Genomic DNA, 20,476 nt, shown 5'->3' on the forward strand with positions numbered 1-20,476 from the left:
ACGACGGCTTCTTCGGTCGACGCTCCTGCTCCAAATGCGACGGCGCGGGATTCGTCACGAAACTCGTCCCGACACGGTGGGAACCGAACCAGCCGACCCCGCCCCCGCCTCGTGGCGGCGGCGGAGAAGCGACCGCCCGATGAGCGCCGTGTGGGAGAACGCGGTGGAGGTACCCGCGCCGCCGCCACGCAGGTTCGCGGACGTGTTCAACGAACGACCGCAGTGGAAGTTCGCCGGCCGATTCGTTGATGACGACGGCCGCGAGAAGTACCTGTGGATGTCGTCCACCTGGTACATGACCGACGTCCACGCCATCCCCGTCGACGAGTTCTGGCCAGCACCCAAACCCGCCGCCACCGTGCGGCCCGGATCGATCATCGCGAACCTCTTCGCATTCCTCCGCGGCTCCACACCCCAGCAACGCACCTTCGTCAACGGTGTCGACGCATTCACCGCCGTTCACCCACGAACCACCCGAAAGGCCACACCATGACCGACCGCCACCCCGGAACCCAGCACCTACTCGGCCTGTTCGAGTACGCCCATCTGCCCGCGCACCTGCAGGAAATTTCCATCCCCCTCCGCGCCACCGCACTCGACATGACCGAGGTACTGCAGGACGGCCCCGAGCTCACCACCGGCCTGCGGAAACTGCTTGAGGCGAAAGACTGCTTCGTACGCCAAGCCGTCATCGACCACCGCACGACGACCGCACCGACACCTGAGCCGGCACCGAACCTGGCGACCACAGAGTGCGCCGCGTTCAAGCCGATGATCCACGACGACCCCAACATCTGCTTCGACTGCGGACTCACCCGCGACGCGCATGAAGGCGTGTTCACGCTATGACCGGGCCGTCGTGCACGTTTCAGAAGCGGCCCGTGCGGGTGCAAGCCATCCAATGGACCGGCGACAACCCCTACGCCGTCCGCGCATTCACCGGCGTCCACAAGGTGCAACCGTCCGGCGACCACTACGTCTTCACCACCCAAGACGGCGTCGACCACGCCAAGCTGTACGTCGCAGCCAACGACGCATGGCTCGAAGTCGAAGTAGGCGAGTGGATCATCCGCGACGAGCACGGCTACTACCCCTGCAAAGCCGAGCGATTCATCGAGTCCTATGAACCGGTGATTGGACTGTGACCGCCCCGGCCATCCGTACCGTCGCGGATCTTGCCGACGTCATGGGCCTCACCGAACTCGACGACCTCCAACTCCTCAGCCGCCTCGCCAAAGGCGGCTACACCGGACCAGCGGCCCTCTGCGCTCGATTCCACGTGTGTAAGCGCGCGGCTGCCTTAGCGCCCACGTGGCCACAACCCGACGACCCACTCACCTGGCCGCCGAGGACGGACGCGTGATCCCGGCGGCGTGGGCGGGGATGCACTGCGTACTCATCTCCCAGCAGAACACCTACGCCCGCCAGCTGACCCCCGACGAAGCACGCACCCACGCCACCGAGCTGCTCCGCCTCGCCGACATCGCTGACGGACTCACCCTCGGACGGACCGAGCAGTGACCGCGAACTTCCACCGGACGCCGATCGGTAAAAGTTTGACCTCCGATGTAACCCCACCGCCGGTGGTTGACAGGTCCGGCTACACCGACGAATGCAACCTGTTCGACGCCCTCTACGCCGCATTCCAGCAGCACGCCCCCGTCACCCCACACCCGAGGTACCTGTGAAAGCCCTACCCCTCGGCGAAACAGAACGCATCCGCCGCCTCGCAATCCAGTACGGCGGACTCCGCTGGATACCTATCCACGAGTTCCTCCGTCGCCTCGCTGACCGTTCGCTCGTCCTTTGCCGCTGCAACCATCCCGGCTGCCTCAACTACCGACCCGGCATCCACGCGTACCGCGAGCAGTTCATCAACCAGCCGGGCGCGTGGAGCCTCACCGCCCTGCCCCTCGTAGACCGGCACCGCGCGTGACGTCGTTCCTCGAGGACGGCTCATGGAAGCCGTTCAACGACGCCGAGAAACGAGCCCTCCGCGACAAGCTGGCCGAGACCTGCGTCAAACTCGGCATCCCCATCACCGACGCAGTCACAGGCGCACTCGAACTCTCCATGCAACTCGACCCGCGGCAGACCAGCCGCCCCCACCTGAAACTCATCGACGACAACCTCACCTGGCTGCACAACACACCCGACGCGAAACTCATGGTCTTCGGGCCACCACGCTCAGGGAAGAGTGACCTCGTCTCGCGGCGGTTCCCGTTCTACGGTCTCACTCGCCGCCCCACCGACCGGTACATCGTCACCAGCTACGCCAGCAACCTCGCCCAAGGGCACGCCGCTGCCATCCGCGACATGATCGTCGACCACGGCGCACCGTACGGACTCCAACTCCGAGCTGATGAATCCACCCGCGCTGACTGGACCCTCACCGCAGGGGGAGGCGTACGAGCCCGCGGCGTCCGCTCCGGACTCACAGGCAACGCAATGTCCGTCGGCATCATCGACGACCCCTACCGCGACCGAGCCGAAGCCGACTCACCCCTGATCCGTGAACGCGTATGGGAGTGGTACTCGTCCGCGTTCGTCTCCCGCCAAGCACCCGGCGCACGCCAGATCATCACCCTCACCCGCTGGCACGTCGACGACATCGCAGGCCGCCTCCTCGAACGCGAAGGCCGACTCGAAGACGGCGGCGAATGGAAAGTCATCCACCTCCCCGCCATCGCCCTCACCCCCGATATTGAACGCGGCATCTACCCCGACCCCCTCGGCCGCGCCCCAGGCGAACTGTTGCAGCACCCCCTCATCGACACCGAGGACACAACCGAGCTCACCAACTACTGGACGAAACGCCGCAACTCCTCTACCCAACGAGACTGGTCCGCCCTGTACCAAGGCACCCCCTTCGACGCCACCGGCGGCCTGTTGACGGAGCAGATGATCCGCGACCGCACCGGTACCCCTGGACCCGTACGCCGCGCAGGCGTAGGCGTAGACCCCTCCGGCGGCGGCCGCGACACCGCAGGCATCGTCGGTGGCCACGTCGACACCAACGGCAAATTCTGGTGGACCCACGACCGCACCGCGAAAATGTCCGCCGACAACTGGGCGAAAGAAGCGTGCCTCCTCGCCGACGAAATCCATGCTGACCGGATCGTCTACGAGAACAACTACGGCGGCGACCAAGCCGGCACGTTGATCACCCAAGCGTGGGCCGCACTGCAAGCCACCAGGCGTATCGACGAACGGCACCTCTGCCCCCGCGTCGTCGGAGTCCAATCCCGCAAATCCAAATACCTCCGCGCTGAACCCATCGCCCAGGCCGTCATCACCGACCGCGCCGGCTTCTCCGCCGAGCAACCCCTCCGCACGTTGAAGGGCGAATGGCAGATGTGGGAGACCGGGTCCACATGGTCACCCGGCGCACTCGACGCCGCCGTCCACCTCGCCTACGACCTGGTCCCCGCCATCGGTGCTGGCGCGACTGTGCATTCGGTAGCGGGCCGCCGGAAGGACCAAGTACCGGTGTCGGCTGGGGGTACAGCGGCCCGCCGCATCGCACGTTAGTCACGGATACAGTCGCACTGTGCCCGTTTGTACGGTAGCTTCATCGGCATGACCCAAACAGCCCCCACCGACACCGCCGCGCGCCGTGCCGAACTCGAAGCCGAACGCGAGCTGATCTTCACCGAGATGGACGCCCGCGACCGCCGCCTCGACCAAATCCGCGACGAACTCGAACAGCTCCCGGCATGACGAACCGCCTCGAGCTGAAGCTCATCCGCGACGATGGGCAACGCGCACAATCCGTCGCCACCGCATCGGTACCCATCGACCTCAACGACGACGGCAAAGTGCACCGCCACGTCCTCGAAGAAGGCATCGCCTCAGTTGTGGGCGCATTCATTCGCCACGCCGAGCAGCTCCCCGTCATCGACGACGGCCGTCCCCTCGACGAGACCGAACAAGCCATCGTCACCGCCCTACGCCAAAGGAACCAGCAGTGACCGAAAACAGCGAGCAAGACGCCGACACGCTGCGAGCCCAAGCCGAGAAGTCGAACCGTGCACTAGCAGAAGCGAAACGACTCGCCGATTTCCACACCAGCATGCTGACCGACCCCACACCGTGGACCGTCTTCGCCCTCGGTGGCGGGCAGAACCTCTGGGGTGGCCCGATCCTCAGCATTCTCCGACGCCTCGCCGCGCAGATGAACGACAACCTCGAACCCGACGGATTCCGCATCGCCATCACCCTGGAGCAGTTCGAGAAGCACATCGGCGGATCCGAAACCGTCAACTTCACCAAGGAAGTCCGTGGCCGCTGGGATGGCCTCGGCGACCAGTTCGGCGAACAGGCGGCGTTCTGATGAGTGATCCGACAGCGGACGCGTACCGCCTCGCAGCCGACTACCTCGCGGCGAACGATGGCTCACACGCGTCCATCGCTCGCCTCCGCGTCGCAGCGAACCGCCTAGACGACGAGTACAGCCTCGCCGCCGAACTCGGCAACACGCTGATGACCGAGGCGGCTTCCGGATGCGGACCCCTCGCATTGGGACAGCGGGCCATCGTGCTCGTTGGCCAGCACTACCGACTCGAACCGCTGCCTGTAGTGATGGAAGCGGGTGTCGACGAATGAGCGACTATCCCGACAGCATGACGCTGCGCCCCATCGAGCAGTGGCCCGGCAAGCCGACCGCGATCCGCCAGCGGTCGAACTTCTCGGCACAGTGGCGCTCCACTTTGGAACTCCTCGACCGGGAACTGCACCATCTCGGCAAGTCGAACCGTAACGCGCCCACCATCCTGCAAATCGCGATGCGCGAACAGGACTTCCGGCTCGACGGCATGCCCCGCGCGAACGCAATCCCAGCGCACCCAGGCGTCATCCTGTCCATCGAATCCCGCCACGGCCCACTGTCCTACCCCTGCGACCGATTCGACCGATGGCAGGACAACCTCCGCGCTATCGCCCTGTCCCTCGAAGCCCTCCGCAAGGTCGACCGGTACGGCGTCACGAAGAACGCCGAGCAGTACACCGGGTTCAAGGCGATTGGAGCAGCTTCCGCGCCGATACCCAGCGTCGTCGAAGCCGAAGCAATTCTGAGAACGGTTGCGGGCGGATACGACTCCGCGCTGGAGCTCGGCACGATGAGTCAGGCCTATCGCCGTGCCCGACGTGAGACTCATCCGGATCGACACCGAGGCAGTCGGGTCCTCTGGGATTCAGTCGAGGCGGCCGCCGAGGTGTTGCGGGCAGCGGGCCGACTGTGACCGTCTCGACTCGTCTCGACACGGTGCATGTGTTTCGGGATTCGTTGGGGGAGTGGCGGTGGCGTCGTCGTGCACCCGGCGGCCGAACCCTCTCCGAAAGCCCCCGCGGCTACCCCAACCGGCGCGACGCCATCACCAACCTCCGCACCACCCACGGCTACCACCACTACACCCTCATGACAGGAACAGAATGAGCGACAACAACCGCCCGCACATGGACGGCCCGTACATGGAGGGCGCGGTCCTGAAGAAGGGTGACCGCGTCGGCGTCGAGATCAACGGCAAAGTGCACATCGACACCTACACCCCGCCAGCCGTCCGGCCGACCGACGAGCAGCTCGCCGACTGGACCGACCCTTACGGAAGCAACTTCCCGCCGTACTACCTCACCGAGCACGACCAACTGCTCCAAGGCATGTGGGAGGAGCTGATCGAACTCCGCGCCGAACGAGCCGCCCGCACAGTCGAATACGCCGTGAAGCACCCCGTCAATGGTGAGCCCCGCTTCGCCCGAGAGTCGCTGGAACTGTGCCGCGCCACAGCCGAAGACCACGACACCGTGATGCTGCACCGGTACGTCGGACCCTGGACAGATGGTGAACCCACATGAAGTGGTCCAGCTACCGCCGGGGCGACGAATTCGACGAAGGCAACCGAGGCATCGGAGTCTCCATCGTCTACGAGAAGGGGCTCCACCTGTCCCTCAACATCGACATGTGGCGCTGGTTCTACAGCATCGGATGGGAAGCCACCACATGATGCCCATCTGGCTCGCCGTGATCCTCGTGTGGCTCGCGTTCAACGTCGGGGCCGGCCTCGCTTGGTGGTGGGCACACACCCACACCCACACCCCCACATGCGACCGCATGCACTACGACCCCACCCACGGCCACATCGCCGCCACACTCCCAGACGGCCGCCCGTACGAATACGGGAACGACTTCCACATGGGTCCACGGTTCCCCCGCCCCACCATCCACAAAGCAGGTGATGGGTGGGTCGTCACCCGCAACCCCCTCACCAAACCGGGTGCAGGAGACGTCTACGACACCTTCGACGAAGCCGTAGCCGCCGCCACCAAAACCACCGAACCCACTGCTGGGTGGGGCTTCAAAATCGGAGTCGGACGATGACCAACCCGCAACTCACCGAGCTGATCTCGGACACCACCCGCGCATTCGAGCGGCAGTCCTCCGGCGTACTCCGCCACCAGCAATGGCACACCGAACTCGCAGAACACCTCCAAACCATCCTCACCGCCGAGGGATACAGCATCGTGCGGGCACCGACCGGGGGAAGCTGGATAGGCGAGAACGTGACCGTCTCACTGAAACGCGGCGAACCCTTCAACGGCGTCCTTCTCGAAGAGAACGTGATCACCGGTAGATGCCTCGTGCGAGACGAAGACGGATTCGAGTTGTGGGTCAACCGAAGCATCATCACACCCGCTGCTGCCGCTGAGGGGGAGAAGGGATGAGCGGCGTGATCGTCGGTGGCCGGTGTGCACCGTGGGTCCATCCTCGCTGGCGACGTGCGCTGTACCGCCTCGGCGTCCACCGCAACCACCACTGGCTCGGCGACTACACCCGCGCCATGCAAGCAGTCGGGAGGAAGCCGTGAGTTGGCTGGATGGTCGGCCTCGTGACGAATGCCCAGCCGAACGCCACGACAACCCCCACAACCCCGAACCCGACTGCACCTGCCCACCACCACCAGACAGGACCGACGAGGAATGAACGACACCTTCTCGTTCTCAATGACATTGACCGACGTCGACCACGATGCATGGGCGCGCCTGTTCAACATCGACGCCATCGCCCTCACCGACCCCGAGCTGTACGCCCGCCTCACCTGCGAAGGCGCACTCGCATGACCCCCGCTTACTGGGCGTGCATGTTCTTCGGGCTCCTCGCCATCACCGGCACCGCCGGCACCATCGCCGCCCTCATCCACCGAGACATCAACCACAGAGACGACTAGCCACATCCGCCGCGACCTCCAAGCCGACAGATACCATCCATCTGTACCCGTCGACATGGAGGCACCGCGCGTGACCATCACCAACGAACAACGATTCTGGAACAAGGTCAACAAGCACGGCCCGGTCTCCACTCACCGGCCAGACCTCGGTCCCTGCTGGTTATGGAACGGAACAACCGCCAGCGGATACGGCCAGTTCAGCTTGAACGGCAAACAACCCGGCGCGCACCGAGTCTCATACGAATACGAGATCGGCCCCATTCCTGACGGACTCCACCTCGACCACCTCTGCCGAGTTCTGCTGTGCGTCAACCCTGCACACCTAGAACCCGTCACATCCAAGGTCAACACCGAGCGCGGCATATCCGCCGCCACCGCGCGCGCACGACATGCAGCCATCACGGCTTGCCCCAACGGGCACTTCTACACATCCGTTAATGCGCGAGTCGACTCGCGCGGGCACCGCCACTGCCGTACCTGCGACCGAGCAAGAGCGCGGGGGACCGATCCGAAACTCGAGCCGCTTGTCATCCAAGTGCCGCCACCTCGCAGCCCACGCCACTGCCCGCACGGACACGAATTTACCCCCGAGAACACCGCACTCAACAACCGCGGCAGCCGCTATTGCAGAGAGTGCAACCGCATCAAAAAGAAAGCGCAGTACGTCGCACGCAAGGCGGCGATGGCATGAGCCTCGGACTGTTTCTCCTCACCCTCGGCGGCACAATCCGCCTCACCAGACTGATCACCGACGACTTCATCACGCGCCACATCCGCGCCTTCGTCATCCGACACCGAGGCCCTGATTCCGACCTTGCCTACCTCGTCACCTGCCCGTTCTGCCTATCCATGTACATCGCAGGCGGTGCATTCAGTGCGGCATGGTTCTACGGCAGCCACCCCGCCTTCATCATCACCGCAGCTGCTCTCACAGCCTCATGGCTAGTCGGCATCACTGCATCCATCCTCGACGGCGGAGCTGACGACTGATGCGCGCACTCACCAGACGCCCCGAATCAACGGCACGACGCATTGCTGAGTCCGTTGTCACCGCGCCCCTCGCCCTCGGCCAGCGACGCATCCCCCCACGCACCGGACCGGTCGTCGCCCAATACGCCATCCCCAGCCCCGACGGCCGACGAGCACCCCACACCATCACCGCCTCCGCCGAACTCCTGTACGGCAAGAACGTCGCCAAAACGAAGAAGCGCCCACCCGTCCAGTCCTGGCAGTACGAATCGTGGGAGCTCCGCCGCGAAATCCCCGAGTTTAGATTCGCCGGCGACCGCGCCGCCCACGGTGCATCGCAGTACAAGATGTACATCGCCAAACGCCCCGAGAGCTCCGACGGCACACCAGATCGCGCCACCGACGGACCCGCAGCAGACCTGTCCGCCATGATGTTCGGCGACATCGCCGCCACCCAGCAACGCCTCCACGACGCCGCGCAGCACGACGCATTCAACGGCGAAAGCCTGTTCGTCATCTCCGACACCCCCGACGGATTCGCCTGGACACCGTCCTCCGTCCGCGAACTCACCGGGCAGGGCAAATCGTGGAAACTCAACAACGGCTTCGAGAACCGCAACCTCGACCTCAACACCGAACGCGTCGTCCGCTGCTGGAAACGAGACCCCGAATTCTCCGGCCTCGCTGACTGCGCCGCCCGCTCCGTCCTCCCCATCGCCCGCACACTCCGCGGCCTCGCGAAACGAACCGGCGCAGAAATCGACTCCCGCCTCGCAGGAGCCGGCGTCCTCCTCCTCCCCGACGACGTCCAAGTCCTCGCCGGCCAAGGGCAGACGGACCTCGTCGAAGCGTTCATCGAATCGATGCTCACCCCCATCCAAGATCCAGAATCGGCGGCCGCCCTCGTCCCCCTGATCCTGAAGATGCGCGGCGACGCGATCGAGAAGGTGAAACACATCAGCTTCTCCACACCCCTCGACGAGAAACTCCCCGAGATGGAAACCAACGCCATCCGCCGAATCGCACTCGGCATGGACTCCCCACCCGAAACGCTCCTCGGGATGGGCACCGCCAACCACTGGTCCGGGTGGCTCATCTCTTCCGAGGAAGTCCAGTTCGTCACCTCACCCGCAGTGGCCCGCATCTGCCACGCACTGTGGACCGGCTTCGCACGGGAGATGCTCGCCGCGATGGGGGAGCAGAACCCCGACGACTACATGGTGTGGTTCGACGCCTCCGAGCTGGAACTCCGCCCCGACAAGTCCACCGACTCCCGCGACCTCCACGCGAAGGACGTCCTGTCCGACGAGGCGATGCTCCGCGAGAACGGCTTCTCGAAAGAAGACATGCCCGACGACAAGGAGAAGAAGCGTCGATTCTTCGAGCGGCTGGTGCTCGCCGACCCGTCGCTCGCCCCCACGATCTTCCCCGAGCTCGGCTACGACCTCGACTTCACCCGATGGTCCGGGACGGCAGCCACCGAAAAGACCCCGACCGAACCCACCACCGACCCCCACCCACCCGGCGAGCACGAACCACCCGTCCAACCGACCGACCCACCCGACGCCACCACCGAGACGGGACCGGGCCAATGACCGCCGCCACCACCGACCGCACCACCCTCGCCTGCGAGATGGCGGTCCTCCGCGCCCTCGAAGTCGCGGGGAAGAAGTCGCTGAAGCGGTGGGCCCGCGGCCAAGTACCCGACGTACCTGCCCACCTACTCCACACCCGCCTCCGTATCGCCCAGACGCACGAGGAATGCGACAAGCTCCTCGTCGGCGCGTGGGGGCACCTGACGATGGTGCTACCCGACGAAGGGCGTCTCGTCGTCGCAGTCGACTGGTACGTCCGCGAACTCATCGTGAAGCGGCAACCCCACACCCGCCAGCACCTAGATCAAGTCCTGGCGGTCGCAGGTGAATAGCTGCGTGTTCTGCCGCCGCATCGCCGCGGGCGAGTACGACCGGACCACCGTGAACGCCGTCGTCTCGTTCGAGCCCCTCAACCCCGTGGTCCCGGGCCATCGCCTGTTCGTTCCCGTCGAGCATGCCGAGGACGCTGCAGCGAGTCCCTGGCGGGCGGGGAGCGCGTGCATGGCGGCAGCCGAGTACGTACGGCATCACGAGATCGACGCGAACATCATCACCAGCATCGGGGCCGCCGCCACCCAGACGATCCGCCACACTCACGTGCACGTCGTACCGCGTGCGCTCAACGACGGACTCGCGTTGCCGTGGACTGGACAGAAGCGCGATGGCTCGCCGACCTGACCCGCACATCGCGGCGCGGATGCGTGCTGACGCGTTCTTCCGCAGACAAGAACGCACCCTCCACGCAGCCGTCATCACCGCCATGACGGACTGGCTCAACGACGCCCGCGCCCTCATCCTCGGCGACATCACCAACCTCACCGCAGCAGCCATCACCGCCGCCGGCGAACGCCCCGACATCGACGCCGTCAACGCATCCTTCGCCACCTGGCAACGCGGCCTCACCCGCCACATCGAACCCGTCATCAACGAAACCTTCGGCGAAGCATTCGCAGCACAATCCCGCACCGCTGACATCTCCCCAACCCTCTGGCAAGAACACCACATGGCGACCGTCCACGACCGCCTCAAAATCTGGCCCGAAAACGCCTTCGAAGAACTCCGCCCCGAACTCCTCGAAGCCATGGCGCAGAACGAAGACATCGACCAAATCCAAGACCGCATCGGCCGCATCCTCGACATCGACGCACCATCCCGCCGGATCCGCGCCGACATCTCCGCCATCGACCGCAAACTCGCCGACCCCGACACCCCGAGCCAGCAGATCGCAGGCCTGAAGGGAAAGCGCAGGCAACTGTGGGAACAGCACGACGAATCGCTGCTCGAGTGGCAGTGGAAAGCCCGACGCATCGCCCGCACCGAAATCCAAGGGGCCATCAACGCCGGCACCTGGGCATCCGCAGAGGCGACGGCACAGATCACCGGGGAGACGCTGTACAAGTCCTGGTTAAGTACTCATGACGAGCGCACCCGCGCCGAGCATGTCGTTGCCGACGGCCAGATCGTTCCTATCTCGACATCGTTTTCCGTCGCCGGGTTCCCGCTCATGTACCCAGGCGACCCCTCCGCACCTGGACATTTGGTAATTCAGTGTCGCTGCTCAATGAGAGTGCTCACCGATTCCGAGGTGCAGGACGAGCTGCAGGGCATGTGGGGTGGCCGTGGTGTCGGCCCCGGCCATGCCCGCCTGGGCCCCGACCTCGCTGACGACATCAACGTCGCGATCGATAAGTGGAAGCGTGAGCAGCGCGGTGAAGTCGTGGGCGACAACCGGCTACCGAGCCAGGTGGAACGCGACGCCCGCCGCGACGCACCCGACACTCTCAACCCCGGCTGGTCGGAACAGGATTCGGTCCGCCCATACGACGGTGCCCCCGACCCCGCCATCGAACCCGACCCGATCGTCGACGACGGCCCCATCGTCATCAACATCGGCGACGACGAACCCGCTACCAGTCCACCCGAAGTGGTCGACGAACCCACACCCGAACCCGTACCGACGCCGGAACCAGCCCCCGTCGACGTACCCGAATCCGAACCCCTACCACTCCCGCGCCCCATCGAAGACCCCCTCTTCTTCGAAAACAGCGACCACCAAGCAGAACTCGACCGCGCCACCGACTGGGCCGGCGAAGCATGGCCGATCGACACCACCACCTACTCCACCGACATCAACGACGCCGTCGTCGAATACACCGACGAAGCCCACGAACCGATGAACGCCGCTCTCCGCAACGGCACCATCGGCGAGAACCCCACCGTCGACGCACAGATCGAACGACTCCGCGAAGCCATCGACCTCGCACCTCGCGTCCCCGAACCCATCGTCGTTGCTCGAGCAGTGTCCGGCCGCGCCGCGCTCGGACTCACCGTCAACGTCGAACCCCGCAGCCTCGTCGGGCAAGCATTCACCGACCCCGGATTCATGTCGACGAGCATCATCACCAGCCTCGCCCGCAGCGCCAACGACTCCGCCGCCAACGACGACGTTCTCCTCCACCTCACCGTCCCCGCCGGATACGCAGCCCTCTACGTCTCCGGCGGCACCGGGCAACCCCTCGACACGATCATCTCGTACGCAGGTCAGAGCGAGTACGAGCTGATCCTCCGCGACGGGACGACGATCATGGTGACGAACACGTACATGGACGGCGGCCAGCGAATCATCGAAGCCGACGTCCTCGACGATGGTGGGAGCGCGTGATGGGGAAGTTCGACGGACCACTCGAACCGGTGGACACAGGCCGACGCCGCTACACCGGTGTGCGAATCGGGACAGGCCGGTGGGTGGAGCTCCCGCGCGTGGGGGTGCTGTGGACCGACGACGCGACGGCGCTGCAGCTGGGGGAGCGGCCCGGTGCAGACAACGCGAAGGCGGGGGCCCTCGCCCGCCGACTGCTGCACCTGGCCGACAACGGCATGTCCGCGACAGCTGCGTTCGACCTCATCGCCCGCGAGCACCGCAAGCAAATGATCCAACGAGGCAACCTCGACGACATCGGCTGGTGACAGCAGAGCGCGTTGGCCGAGGTGGACGACTAGTCGCACCAGATTCCGACACGTCTTCGCCAGTCCAAAGGCTCGGTATCGGCGGCCCCGTAGGTGTTGAACTCTTTGGCCGCATTTCCGAGCTCTGCGCGTAGACGAGTGGACTGCTCCGCGTAATGCCAATCTCGCACAACCCACATGGCTAGCAGCGTACGGCGCGAAACGACGGATACCCTTGTTCCGTACCCGCACCTAGAGGAGTCCAGCATGTCGGCACCGACCGTCGCACCGTCCGCCGTCGACACCGACCTCCCCACCGGGTGGCGCGGGCCCATCCTCCCGCTGAACACCCGCTCCGGAGACGGCCGCGAATTCGTCCTCACCGACGGCACCGAACCCGGCATCCGCCCCCTCCCCCTCCCACTGTCCGCACAGGAGAAACTCGCAGACGGCCACGACGGATCCATCGTCGTCGGCCTCATCACCCGCGCCTGGGCACAAGACGGCTACCTCTGGGCCGAAGGGCCGTTCGATCTCCACGACGAGAAGGCCCGCGAATGGGCAGCGAAGGTCGGCCGCGGAAACGCCGGGTGGGTATCGTCCGACATCTTCGACGTCACCGTCGAGCAAGTCCCACTGGACCGTGACGGCGGCGAAATCACCCTCACCGCAGACGAAGCCGTCGAACCGGTCTCCATCCTGTATCGCGTCCCGTCGTGGCGGCTCGGCGGCGTCACCCTCGTATCGTCGCCCGCCTTCGGTGACGTCCGCATCGAACCGGTGTACGGCGAACAGTTCACATCGGTCCACGCACAGGACGCCATCACCGCGGCCGCAACCGAGCACACCGGCGCGATGATCGCCCTCGTTCCCTCCGAGGAAGACGCCGCACGGTTCGCTGTCGACGGCTACGAACCACCCGACGAACTGCACGTCACCCTCGCATACCTCGGCGACGGAACCGACTGGACACCCGAACAACGCACCGCGCTCGAATCGGCCGTCCGAGAGCTCGGCATGGGCACCCCGATGGTCGGATCAGTCTGGGGCCACGCCTTGTTCAACCCCGCAGGCGACGACCCGTGCGCGGTGTACCTCGTCGAAGCCGAAGGACTCCACGACCTACAAGCAGCAGTGCACGGCGTGATCGCCGAAACACCAGGCCCCCAGATTCCCCAGAACCACGCATTCATTCCGCACCTCACCGCCGGTTACGGCCTTCCGGTATCGGAGCTGTCCGAGGTCGGGGCGATCCGATTCGATCGCATCCGGTTGGCGTTCGCAGGCGAGACCACCGACATCGAACTCGAGCCCGTCACCTCCGGTCTCGTCGCCGCCGGAATCCTCTACGACGCAACCGACTTCGACCAGCCGGAACCAGATGAGCCGACTGGTCTGACGATTACCGACGACGGCAGAGTCTTTGGGCACCTGGCGATTTGGCATTCTTGCCATATTGCGTTCCCCGATGTCTGCATCGAACCCCCCGAGTACGACAACAACGACTACCACTTCTTCCACCAGGGATACGCCCCCACCACCGACGGCCTCATCCCCGTCGGAAAAATCACCTACCGCACCGGCCACGCAGGCCTCCGCATGCACGCCCAAGCCGCCGCCGCCCACTACGACAACACCGGAGCAGTCGCCGCAGTCATCCGCTGCCAAGACGGCGTACACGGACCCTGGCTGTCCGGCCGCCTAGTTCCCGGCCTCGACGACGCCGCCATCGCTGAAATTCAACGCTCCGGAGTTTCCGGCGACTGGCGCGAACTCCGCGAAACACGCAACGCCCCCAAACGAATGGAACTCGTTGCCGCCCTCTCCGTCAACGTCCCCGGCTTCCCCCGCCCCCGCCCCAAAGCCCTCGCAGCATCCGGCTACAAAACCCTCATCGCAGCCGGCGCACTCGCACCGAATATCGAACGAAAGCCCCATGACACCCACACATCTCCCCTCACCGCGGAAGACCGGCGGCAGGTCCAGTTCTTCTCCCTCGCCGAGTTCAACGCGAAGGTCGCGTCGGAGGTCCGCGCGTCACGTGTTCGAGAGACAGCTGGCCAGAAACTTGCCGCGCGTGTCCGGGCGGCGAGCGTGGACGCGGCTACTCGACGGGTAGCGCTCGTCGCCGCCGGTGCACCGAAAACGGACGGTCAGAAGGCGAAGCCGTTGGAGAGGTACTGGACGAAAGGCAAGGGCCTCGCCCGGTGGGCCGAATCCCCGACGCCGTACCGCACCCTCGTCGGCGAGCTCCGCAAGGAAATCCCCGCCGACGAGATGACCGACGACCAGCTCCACGGCCTCGCCGCGAACTACTACCACGCAGTGAAAGGGGAGTGGCCGGGAAAGAAGAACAGCGACAACGGAAACCGACTCGCGCTACTCACCGAACGAATGAACGCACTGAAGACGACGAAGGGGAACTGACATGGCATGTGGAAGCTGCGGCGGATCAGTGAAAGTCATCCATCAGGTGCGTCGGCCGGACGGCACCGTCAAGCGGTACGCAACGAGCGCGGAAGCGAAAGCGGCAGCATCGAAACAAGGCTACGAGTACACCGAAATACGCCGGTAACGCCACAGGTTCACTCGCACCACCCCGAGCAGGGGATAGAGTAGCCGTCATAGATCGCCGCTGGCTGTGGGCCGGGCACTCAAGTGCCCAATTTTGACCGCAGGAGGCCCCCGGTGGCTATCGCACTCCAAGACTTGCTCGACGCGGCGACCAACGCCCCCGAGGGGACCACCCCCGAGGCCGCCGTCGCCAAGTTCCTCGCAGACAACGCATCCGACGCCGACGTCGCAGCCCTTCAGGCAGAAGCCATCGACAAGTTCGAGGCCCTCCGCGATGCAGGCGTCAACACCGACGACGACCTCGCCGCCGCAACAGCACTCGCCGACGTCGCGGACGGTACCCGCCTCGAGCAGGCCCGCCTCGACACCGCCGCCGCCGAACATCAGGAACGCGTCGAAGCATTGGCCAAGCGTGTCCGCCCGGAAGCTGCTGCGCAGGAGGACGAGTCGACGAAGACCGCCGAGGAGTCCGCCGCCGCAGAGGTCGAGCCGGAACCCACCGAAACCAGCCCCGAGGCCGACGCGTCCGGTGTCGTCGAAGCAGCCGAGGCTGCGACCGCCGAAGCCGCCGAGGCTGCTCTCGTCGCATCCGCGAAACCCAAGAAGCGAGTTCGGGTTTCCGACCTCCCCGCACAGAGAGCAGTTGCCATGCCCCCAGCCGTGGAGGACGCCCAGCCCCGCGCAGCCATCCTCGCGTCCGCCGACGTCGCAGGATTCGGTGCAGGCCAGAACCTCACCACCAGCGACCTGGCGAAGGCCGCCAACTCCAAGCTGCAGGGCTTCCCGCAGGGGTTCGTTCCGAACCAGGAAATGGCCGTGCCGGTCGCGTCCATCTCGATCCCGTTCGAGGACGCTCTCGTCGCATCGGGCAGCAACGATCAGGAAGCTATCGACTACGCGGCCGACACGAGCCGCCTCGAAGGTGGTTCCCTCGTCGCTGCCGGTGGTTGGTGCGCACCATCCGAGACGTTGTACGAGCTCGGCGGCATCCTCGCCGACGCCGAAGCGGGCCTCGTCAGCATCCCCGAGGTGCAGGCCAAACGCGGCGGCCTCCGCTACACCGAAGGCCCCGACTACGCCGCCATCTACGGCGACGCGACGTTCGGGTTCATCCAGACCGAGACGCAGGCCATCGCGGGCTCCGGTTTCACCACCGCCACCGGTGGCACCGTCGCCGGAACGCAGAAGCCGTTCTACCGCGTCCCCTGCCCCTCGTTCACCGAAGACCGCGCGGAGGCAGTCGGCCTCGGCATCGTCGCCGGCATCCTCGCCAACGACGCCTACCCCGAGATGACGACCGAGGTGGTCGAGCACGGCCTCATCGCCCACTCGCACCGCATCAACACCCGCACCCTCAACCGTCAGGCCGCCCTGTCGGGCACGCCGATCGTCCTGGCCCTCGGACCGTCCGCCACCACCGCGGTCCTCAACACCCTCGACATCCAGATCGCCGACTACCGCTACGCGAACCGCATGGCGGACAACTCCGAGCTCGAAGTGGTTCTGCCACTGTGGGCGAAGCCGCTGTTCCGCGCTGACATGTCGGTCCGCAACGGCTCCGACGTCACCGAGGCACTCGACGTCACCGACGCCAAGATCGAAGCCTGGTTCAAGGCCCGCCACGCTGCACCGCAGTGGGTCTACGACTGGCAGGACGCCTTCTCCGGTGTTTCCGGCGGCTTCGGCTCCACCGCGGCGATCACGTCGTGGCCCGACACGATGGACATCATGATCTACAAGGCCGGCACCTTCGTTCGTGCCCGCGGCGAGATCATCAACGTCTCCGCCATGTACGACACCGTCAACCTCAAGAACAACGACTACCACGTCCTGTTCATTGAGGAGAAGCTGCTCGTCATCAAGCGGCGCTGGAAGTCGCGTCTCGTGCGCGTCGCTCTCGCCGTCAACGGTGCTGTCGGTGCTGCTCGCCAGCTCGACTCCGACGGAAAGATCGTCGTCACGCCGTAAGGCCTATCCCGCGCGACCAGAGGGGTTGCTGGTCGCGCGGGGTAGCTCCACAACCCCTCCCACCACTTTCGTTCCACAGGAGGCCACGGTGCCGGTAGCGCCCGCTCTGTACGTACAGACCCCGACGCTGACACCAGCCCGGTTCGGTCTCTCCTCCGCCGCCGAGCAGATCGTCGAGTCGGATCTGCATTTCCGCAACGGCGTCGAGTTCATCGAGAACCCGCACGGGGTCGCGTCCCTCACCGCCGCCGAATGCGCCACCGGGCCGTCAACCGCCCGTGTCGTCGACGATGGAATGCCGCTCGTCGAAGCGGAACCGATCATCGTCTACAACGGATTCACCTGCCGCGCTGTCGGTGTCAGCGAAACCGAGATGCTCGACCGCGCCCGGCAGGCCCTCGCCAGCGGGGAATGGCAGGCCGTCGAGAAAGCCATCTGGGACACCGCCACCCTCCGCCTGATGGAGGACGGCGTCACCGACGAACTCAACACCACGGCAGTGCCGTTGGTGCAGGGCATCGGGATCCTCGAAGCCCACCTGTACGAGAACTACGGCGGCGTCGGAGTAATCCATGCACCCCGCCACGTTGCCGCGTCTGCTGCCGAACGCCGCCAGGTCGATACCGAGACTGGCCGCAAGGTCACCACCCTCGGCACTCGCTGGTCGTTCGGCCACTACCCCAACACCGGCCCTGATGGCACCGAAGCGGCATCCGGCACAGCGTGGCTCGTCGGCACCGGTGCCGTCTACACGCGCCGCAGCGAAGCATCCTCCCGGCCAACGAACCTCGCTGGCGCGCTCAACCGCAACACCAACGAAATTTTCGCCATCGCCGAGCGAACCTACGTCGCCGCGTGGGAAACCGTCCCCGCTGCTGTTCTCGTCACCCTCTAAGGAGCGTCATGACCACCACCATCGTCCCCACCGAATCCCACTCGGCACAGGACATCGCGCGACGCCTCCTGGACGCCGCTGACTCGCCCGACGACGTCACCACCGACACGTCGGGTCGCTCAGTGGCTTTCGTCGTTTCCGACGAGCTGGCGGAGAAGGCAGGGTTCAGTGCCGACGACTCCGATGTCGTTGAGCTCCCGGACACCGACGCCGCCGGCCAGGACGAGACACCACTCCTCGGCGACACTGACGAGACGCCAACTGCTCCGCCCGCCGCTGACTCGCCCGACGACGTCCTCGACGTCGACGAGCCCCCGCGCGGCGGCAAGGGCTCCGGCGGCCAGGTGTGGTTCGACTTCCTCAACGACCAGAACGTCGAGATCCCCAACGGACTCACCGCCGAGGACCGCGACGAACTCGTCGCCGTCTGGGACGCACACCTCGACACACAGGGCTGACCATGACACCCGCGAGCGGCGCACTGACGCCGTTCCGGGCCGCATGCCTGGCAGGGCCACTGGGGGCAGTGATGCTTCTCGGTGGCCCTCGCCGCGTCGGTGGCCCCTCCTACTCCACGGTCGTTGCAACTGGTGGCGAAATCGTCTGGGGCATCGGATTCCTCATCCTGTCCATCGCCCTGCTCGTCGCAAACCGGTTCACCCACCGACTCCTCTTCCACGCCTACATGGCCGCCGCCACCGGATACGGCCTGTTCGTCCTCGCCTTCATCAGCGCCGCGTACAGCACCCCCACCGCAGGACTGACGGGCATCGTCGTCTACGGCTGGGTGGCGTGGCTTCACGTCCTCGCCGGCACCGACGTCTCGACAGGCCGGCACCTAGCCCGCTGCTACCGATTGATCACTCGACGCAGGCAGCCGTGATGCGGCCACTGGTAGTCCGCCGAGCAGGCGACTTCGAGAAGACAACCTTCGATCTTTCAGTCGTAGTAGGCGCAATCGGACTTGTCCCCGGAACCGACATCTCCTCCTCGGTGCAAGCAGTCCTCCCCGGTGCCACATGGTGGTTCTGGTCGCTGATCATCGCCGCAGGACTCGGCGGCCGCATCACCACATGGAAAACCGACCGCGACCGCACCGTCCGCGACATTCGACACGAGTGCCAGTCCGAAGCCTGGTCGCTGGTGATCCTCGCGTCCGCATGGTCCATCTACTCGTTCGGTTCGCTGCAACTGCTCCTCGACGGTCGATCTGCCACCATCCCCGCGCTGTTCGGATTCGCCATCGTCGTCGCATCCGCCCGCCGACTGTTCCGAATCTGGCGGGACCTCCGCAAGCTGAAGCGAGCAGAACAGCACCCGCACTCATCCCAGTCGCCGACCCTCGCCGACCCCGACGACAACGAAGAAGAAGGGGAGCGGAGTGACTGAATGGATCGACACCATTGTCCGCATCTTCGGTGTGGTGGGCACCATCGCGACGGCATTCCTCGGCGCGAAACTGTGGCAGTGGCGCGCCCAGCTCCGTCAGCTCAACGCCGAAGCGTCACAGGCCGAAGCGGGTGCGGCGTCCGGTAAAGCGGATGCCACGGAAACGATGGTTCAAACGGCGCTGCTACTCGGCAACCCCGCGTTGGTGTCGGCGATCGGTCAGCGCCTCACCGTGCTGGAGAAGTGGGCGGAAGACGAGCGATCGTGGCAGTCCGACGACAAGGCATGGAAGGAGGACGTGGTGGCCCGGGCGCGCGCTGCAGGTTGGGACTTGCCTGCCCCGCCCACGCCTCCACCGTTTCCTCGGCCGGGTTCGGTGCCTGTGTAACTCCGTAATGGTGCTGCCTGCGTCTATTCTTGGCTGGTAGCTGATGGTGCTGCTGGCTGTGGGCCGGGCGTGACGTTCCGCCTGGGGGACACATGACGACACCCGCACCACCCGCGAACGGTGACACCGTCGCTCTACGTGGTCTCACGTCCACCACCCTGCTTCGTGCGCGGGAGGTGAAGAACTTCATCTGGTCACCGTTCTACGCCGCATACGTGTCGCAGGGGTACGCGGAGATCTACACCGGACAGTCGGGTGGGGCCGCGCCGGCGGCGTTCTATGTGAAGTCGGTGAACGGTACTCGCCCGAATGCCGACGGCAATGTGACGGTCGCTGGCGGCGGTGTCACCAACCCCGCTGTGGCCGCTCTGGTGACAGCTGCGGGGGAGACTCGCACTGCCATCGATGCCCGTGTCGGGTCGGTGGGTGACAGTCGTTATGCCCCCGTCGATGACGTGCCCGTGCTGTACCAGAACGAGATCCGCAGCATCGGTGACCTCGCCTACGTCTCCCACGTCACTCCGCAGCAATT

Annotated in this window: 35 protein-coding genes; 33 read left to right on the top strand and 2 right to left on the bottom strand. The window is 65.6% G+C overall.

Annotated elements, in window-relative coordinates; all coding sequences use genetic code 11:
* Positions 1-139 precede the first annotated feature (139 nt).
* Genes CH276_RS22645 through CH276_RS28590 form a run of 5 tightly spaced genes read left to right on the top strand, consistent with a single transcriptional unit; the run spans position 140 to position 1,521 of the window.
* Entirely contained in the window at positions 140-493 is a 354-nt protein-coding gene (locus CH276_RS22645) for a hypothetical protein (protein WP_141214769.1), read from the top strand.
* Positions 490-849 carry a hypothetical protein gene (locus CH276_RS28765; RefSeq protein ID WP_217901368.1) on the top strand — a complete coding sequence of 120 codons (360 nt, stop codon included), beginning with the start codon at positions 490-492 and terminating at the stop codon, positions 847-849. Before CH276_RS22645 ends, CH276_RS28765 begins: the two co-directional genes overlap by 4 nt.
* Positions 846-1,145: a hypothetical protein gene (locus CH276_RS22655; protein ID WP_094629657.1), complete on the top strand. Its 300-nt coding sequence runs from the start codon at positions 846-848 to the stop codon at positions 1,143-1,145. The genes CH276_RS28765 and CH276_RS22655 overlap by 4 nt, the downstream gene beginning before the upstream one ends.
* Positions 1,142-1,363, top strand: a complete 222-nt coding sequence (locus CH276_RS22660; protein WP_094629658.1) for a hypothetical protein — start codon at positions 1,142-1,144, stop codon at positions 1,361-1,363. Before CH276_RS22655 ends, CH276_RS22660 begins: the two co-directional genes overlap by 4 nt.
* A complete protein-coding gene (locus CH276_RS28590; protein ID WP_176459381.1) occupies positions 1,360-1,521 on the top strand; it encodes a hypothetical protein in 162 nt (53 codons plus the stop codon). The genes CH276_RS22660 and CH276_RS28590 overlap by 4 nt, the downstream gene beginning before the upstream one ends.
* Before the next feature lie 172 nt (positions 1,522-1,693).
* On the opposite strand, the gene CH276_RS22665 is transcribed toward CH276_RS28590, so the two are convergent.
* Positions 1,694-1,927, bottom strand: coding sequence for a hypothetical protein (locus CH276_RS22665; protein ID WP_094629659.1), 234 nt, complete (start codon positions 1,925-1,927; stop codon positions 1,694-1,696).
* Between the two features lie 5 nt (positions 1,928-1,932).
* On the opposite strand from CH276_RS22665, the gene CH276_RS22670 reads away from it, so the two are divergent.
* From CH276_RS22670 to CH276_RS22745, 20 genes are all read left to right on the top strand, one after another.
* Positions 1,933-3,531 carry a terminase large subunit domain-containing protein gene (locus tag CH276_RS22670; RefSeq protein ID WP_094629660.1) on the top strand — a complete coding sequence of 533 codons (1,599 nt, stop codon included), beginning with the start codon at positions 1,933-1,935 and terminating at the stop codon, positions 3,529-3,531.
* A gap of 48 nt (positions 3,532-3,579) precedes the next feature.
* The gene (locus CH276_RS28595; RefSeq protein WP_176459382.1) at positions 3,580-3,720 is read left to right on the top strand and encodes a hypothetical protein; all 141 of its coding nucleotides are present in this window, start codon (positions 3,580-3,582) and stop codon (positions 3,718-3,720) included.
* On the top strand, positions 3,717-3,971 hold the full coding sequence (locus CH276_RS22675) for a hypothetical protein (protein ID WP_094629661.1): 255 nt from the start codon (positions 3,717-3,719) through the stop codon (positions 3,969-3,971). Before CH276_RS28595 ends, CH276_RS22675 begins: the two co-directional genes overlap by 4 nt.
* Positions 3,968-4,333: a hypothetical protein gene (locus tag CH276_RS22680; protein ID WP_094629662.1), complete on the top strand. Its 366-nt coding sequence runs from the start codon at positions 3,968-3,970 to the stop codon at positions 4,331-4,333. The genes CH276_RS22675 and CH276_RS22680 overlap by 4 nt, the downstream gene beginning before the upstream one ends.
* On the top strand, positions 4,333-4,605 hold the full coding sequence (locus CH276_RS22685) for a hypothetical protein (RefSeq protein WP_094629663.1): 273 nt from the start codon (positions 4,333-4,335) through the stop codon (positions 4,603-4,605). The genes CH276_RS22680 and CH276_RS22685 overlap by 1 nt, the downstream gene beginning before the upstream one ends.
* A complete protein-coding gene (locus CH276_RS22690; RefSeq protein ID WP_094629664.1) occupies positions 4,602-5,240 on the top strand; it encodes a molecular chaperone DnaJ in 639 nt (212 codons plus the stop codon). The genes CH276_RS22685 and CH276_RS22690 overlap by 4 nt, the downstream gene beginning before the upstream one ends.
* Positions 5,237-5,434, top strand: coding sequence for a hypothetical protein (locus CH276_RS22695; RefSeq protein WP_094629665.1), 198 nt, complete (start codon positions 5,237-5,239; stop codon positions 5,432-5,434). The genes CH276_RS22690 and CH276_RS22695 overlap by 4 nt, the downstream gene beginning before the upstream one ends.
* Positions 5,431-5,850 (top strand): hypothetical protein, encoded by a 420-nt coding sequence (locus CH276_RS22700; RefSeq protein WP_094629666.1) that lies wholly within the window; start codon positions 5,431-5,433, stop codon positions 5,848-5,850. The genes CH276_RS22695 and CH276_RS22700 overlap by 4 nt, the downstream gene beginning before the upstream one ends.
* Positions 5,847-5,999 (top strand): hypothetical protein, encoded by a 153-nt coding sequence (locus CH276_RS28600; RefSeq protein WP_176459383.1) that lies wholly within the window; start codon positions 5,847-5,849, stop codon positions 5,997-5,999. Before CH276_RS22700 ends, CH276_RS28600 begins: the two co-directional genes overlap by 4 nt.
* On the top strand, positions 5,996-6,373 hold the full coding sequence (locus CH276_RS22705) for a hypothetical protein (RefSeq protein ID WP_094629667.1): 378 nt from the start codon (positions 5,996-5,998) through the stop codon (positions 6,371-6,373). The genes CH276_RS28600 and CH276_RS22705 overlap by 4 nt, the downstream gene beginning before the upstream one ends.
* Positions 6,370-6,717: a hypothetical protein gene (locus CH276_RS22710; RefSeq protein WP_094629668.1), complete on the top strand. Its 348-nt coding sequence runs from the start codon at positions 6,370-6,372 to the stop codon at positions 6,715-6,717. Before CH276_RS22705 ends, CH276_RS22710 begins: the two co-directional genes overlap by 4 nt.
* Positions 6,714-6,860 carry a hypothetical protein gene (locus CH276_RS28605; protein ID WP_176459384.1) on the top strand — a complete coding sequence of 49 codons (147 nt, stop codon included), beginning with the start codon at positions 6,714-6,716 and terminating at the stop codon, positions 6,858-6,860. Before CH276_RS22710 ends, CH276_RS28605 begins: the two co-directional genes overlap by 4 nt.
* A 112-nt stretch (positions 6,861-6,972) precedes the next feature.
* On the top strand, positions 6,973-7,113 hold the full coding sequence (locus CH276_RS28610; RefSeq protein WP_176459385.1) for a hypothetical protein: 141 nt from the start codon (positions 6,973-6,975) through the stop codon (positions 7,111-7,113).
* A gap of 177 nt (positions 7,114-7,290) precedes the next feature.
* Entirely contained in the window at positions 7,291-7,911 is a 621-nt protein-coding gene (locus CH276_RS22715) for an HNH endonuclease signature motif containing protein (RefSeq protein ID WP_217901369.1), read from the top strand.
* Complete coding sequence (locus CH276_RS22720) at positions 7,908-8,210, top strand: hypothetical protein (RefSeq protein ID WP_094629670.1); 303 nt, start codon at positions 7,908-7,910, stop codon at positions 8,208-8,210. The genes CH276_RS22715 and CH276_RS22720 overlap by 4 nt, the downstream gene beginning before the upstream one ends.
* A complete protein-coding gene (locus CH276_RS22725; RefSeq protein ID WP_094689131.1) occupies positions 8,210-9,784 on the top strand; it encodes a hypothetical protein in 1,575 nt (524 codons plus the stop codon). The genes CH276_RS22720 and CH276_RS22725 overlap by 1 nt, the downstream gene beginning before the upstream one ends.
* Positions 9,781-10,116 carry a hypothetical protein gene (locus CH276_RS22730; protein WP_094630152.1) on the top strand — a complete coding sequence of 112 codons (336 nt, stop codon included), beginning with the start codon at positions 9,781-9,783 and terminating at the stop codon, positions 10,114-10,116. Before CH276_RS22725 ends, CH276_RS22730 begins: the two co-directional genes overlap by 4 nt.
* 4 nt (positions 10,117-10,120) lie before the next feature.
* Positions 10,121-10,462, top strand: a complete 342-nt coding sequence (locus CH276_RS22735; RefSeq protein ID WP_176459386.1) for an HIT family protein — start codon at positions 10,121-10,123, stop codon at positions 10,460-10,462.
* Entirely contained in the window at positions 10,446-12,446 is a 2,001-nt protein-coding gene (locus CH276_RS22740) for an ADP-ribosyltransferase (RefSeq protein ID WP_094630151.1), read from the top strand. Before CH276_RS22735 ends, CH276_RS22740 begins: the two co-directional genes overlap by 17 nt.
* Complete coding sequence (locus tag CH276_RS22745) at positions 12,446-12,751, top strand: hypothetical protein (protein WP_094630150.1); 306 nt, start codon at positions 12,446-12,448, stop codon at positions 12,749-12,751. Before CH276_RS22740 ends, CH276_RS22745 begins: the two co-directional genes overlap by 1 nt.
* Before the next feature lie 29 nt (positions 12,752-12,780).
* Here the strand turns inward: CH276_RS22745 and CH276_RS28615 are convergent, their stop codons facing one another.
* Positions 12,781-12,930 carry a hypothetical protein gene (locus CH276_RS28615; RefSeq protein ID WP_176459387.1) on the bottom strand — a complete coding sequence of 50 codons (150 nt, stop codon included), beginning with the start codon at positions 12,928-12,930 and terminating at the stop codon, positions 12,781-12,783.
* 67 nt (positions 12,931-12,997) lie between these two features.
* Here CH276_RS28615 and CH276_RS29200 point away from each other — a divergent pair, with 67 nt between their 5' ends.
* The 8 genes from CH276_RS29200 to CH276_RS22785 form a co-directional block, all read left to right on the top strand.
* Positions 12,998-15,157, top strand: a complete 2,160-nt coding sequence (locus CH276_RS29200; protein WP_094630149.1) for a 2'-5' RNA ligase family protein — start codon at positions 12,998-13,000, stop codon at positions 15,155-15,157.
* Positions 15,158-15,418: 261 nt separating this feature from the next.
* Complete coding sequence (locus tag CH276_RS22755; protein WP_094689132.1) at positions 15,419-17,272, top strand: major capsid protein; 1,854 nt, start codon at positions 15,419-15,421, stop codon at positions 17,270-17,272.
* Between the two features lie 88 nt (positions 17,273-17,360).
* Complete coding sequence (locus tag CH276_RS22760; protein ID WP_094630147.1) at positions 17,361-18,167, top strand: hypothetical protein; 807 nt, start codon at positions 17,361-17,363, stop codon at positions 18,165-18,167.
* A gap of 8 nt (positions 18,168-18,175) precedes the next feature.
* A complete protein-coding gene (locus CH276_RS22765; RefSeq protein WP_094630146.1) occupies positions 18,176-18,625 on the top strand; it encodes a hypothetical protein in 450 nt (149 codons plus the stop codon).
* A 2-nt stretch (positions 18,626-18,627) separates the two neighbouring features.
* A complete protein-coding gene (locus CH276_RS22770; RefSeq protein ID WP_094630145.1) occupies positions 18,628-19,050 on the top strand; it encodes a hypothetical protein in 423 nt (140 codons plus the stop codon).
* Positions 19,050-19,556: a hypothetical protein gene (locus CH276_RS22775; protein ID WP_094630144.1), complete on the top strand. Its 507-nt coding sequence runs from the start codon at positions 19,050-19,052 to the stop codon at positions 19,554-19,556. Before CH276_RS22770 ends, CH276_RS22775 begins: the two co-directional genes overlap by 1 nt.
* The gene (locus CH276_RS22780; protein WP_094630143.1) at positions 19,549-19,944 is read left to right on the top strand and encodes a hypothetical protein; all 396 of its coding nucleotides are present in this window, start codon (positions 19,549-19,551) and stop codon (positions 19,942-19,944) included. Before CH276_RS22775 ends, CH276_RS22780 begins: the two co-directional genes overlap by 8 nt.
* Positions 19,945-20,036: 92 nt before the next feature.
* Positions 20,037-20,476, top strand: a 440-nt coding sequence (locus tag CH276_RS22785; RefSeq protein WP_141214772.1) for a hypothetical protein, incomplete at its 3' end; no start/stop codon positions are given.

The organism is Rhodococcus sp. 06-470-2, assembly GCF_002258235.1.
Taxonomy (GTDB): Bacteria; Actinomycetota; Actinomycetes; order Mycobacteriales; family Mycobacteriaceae; genus Rhodococcoides.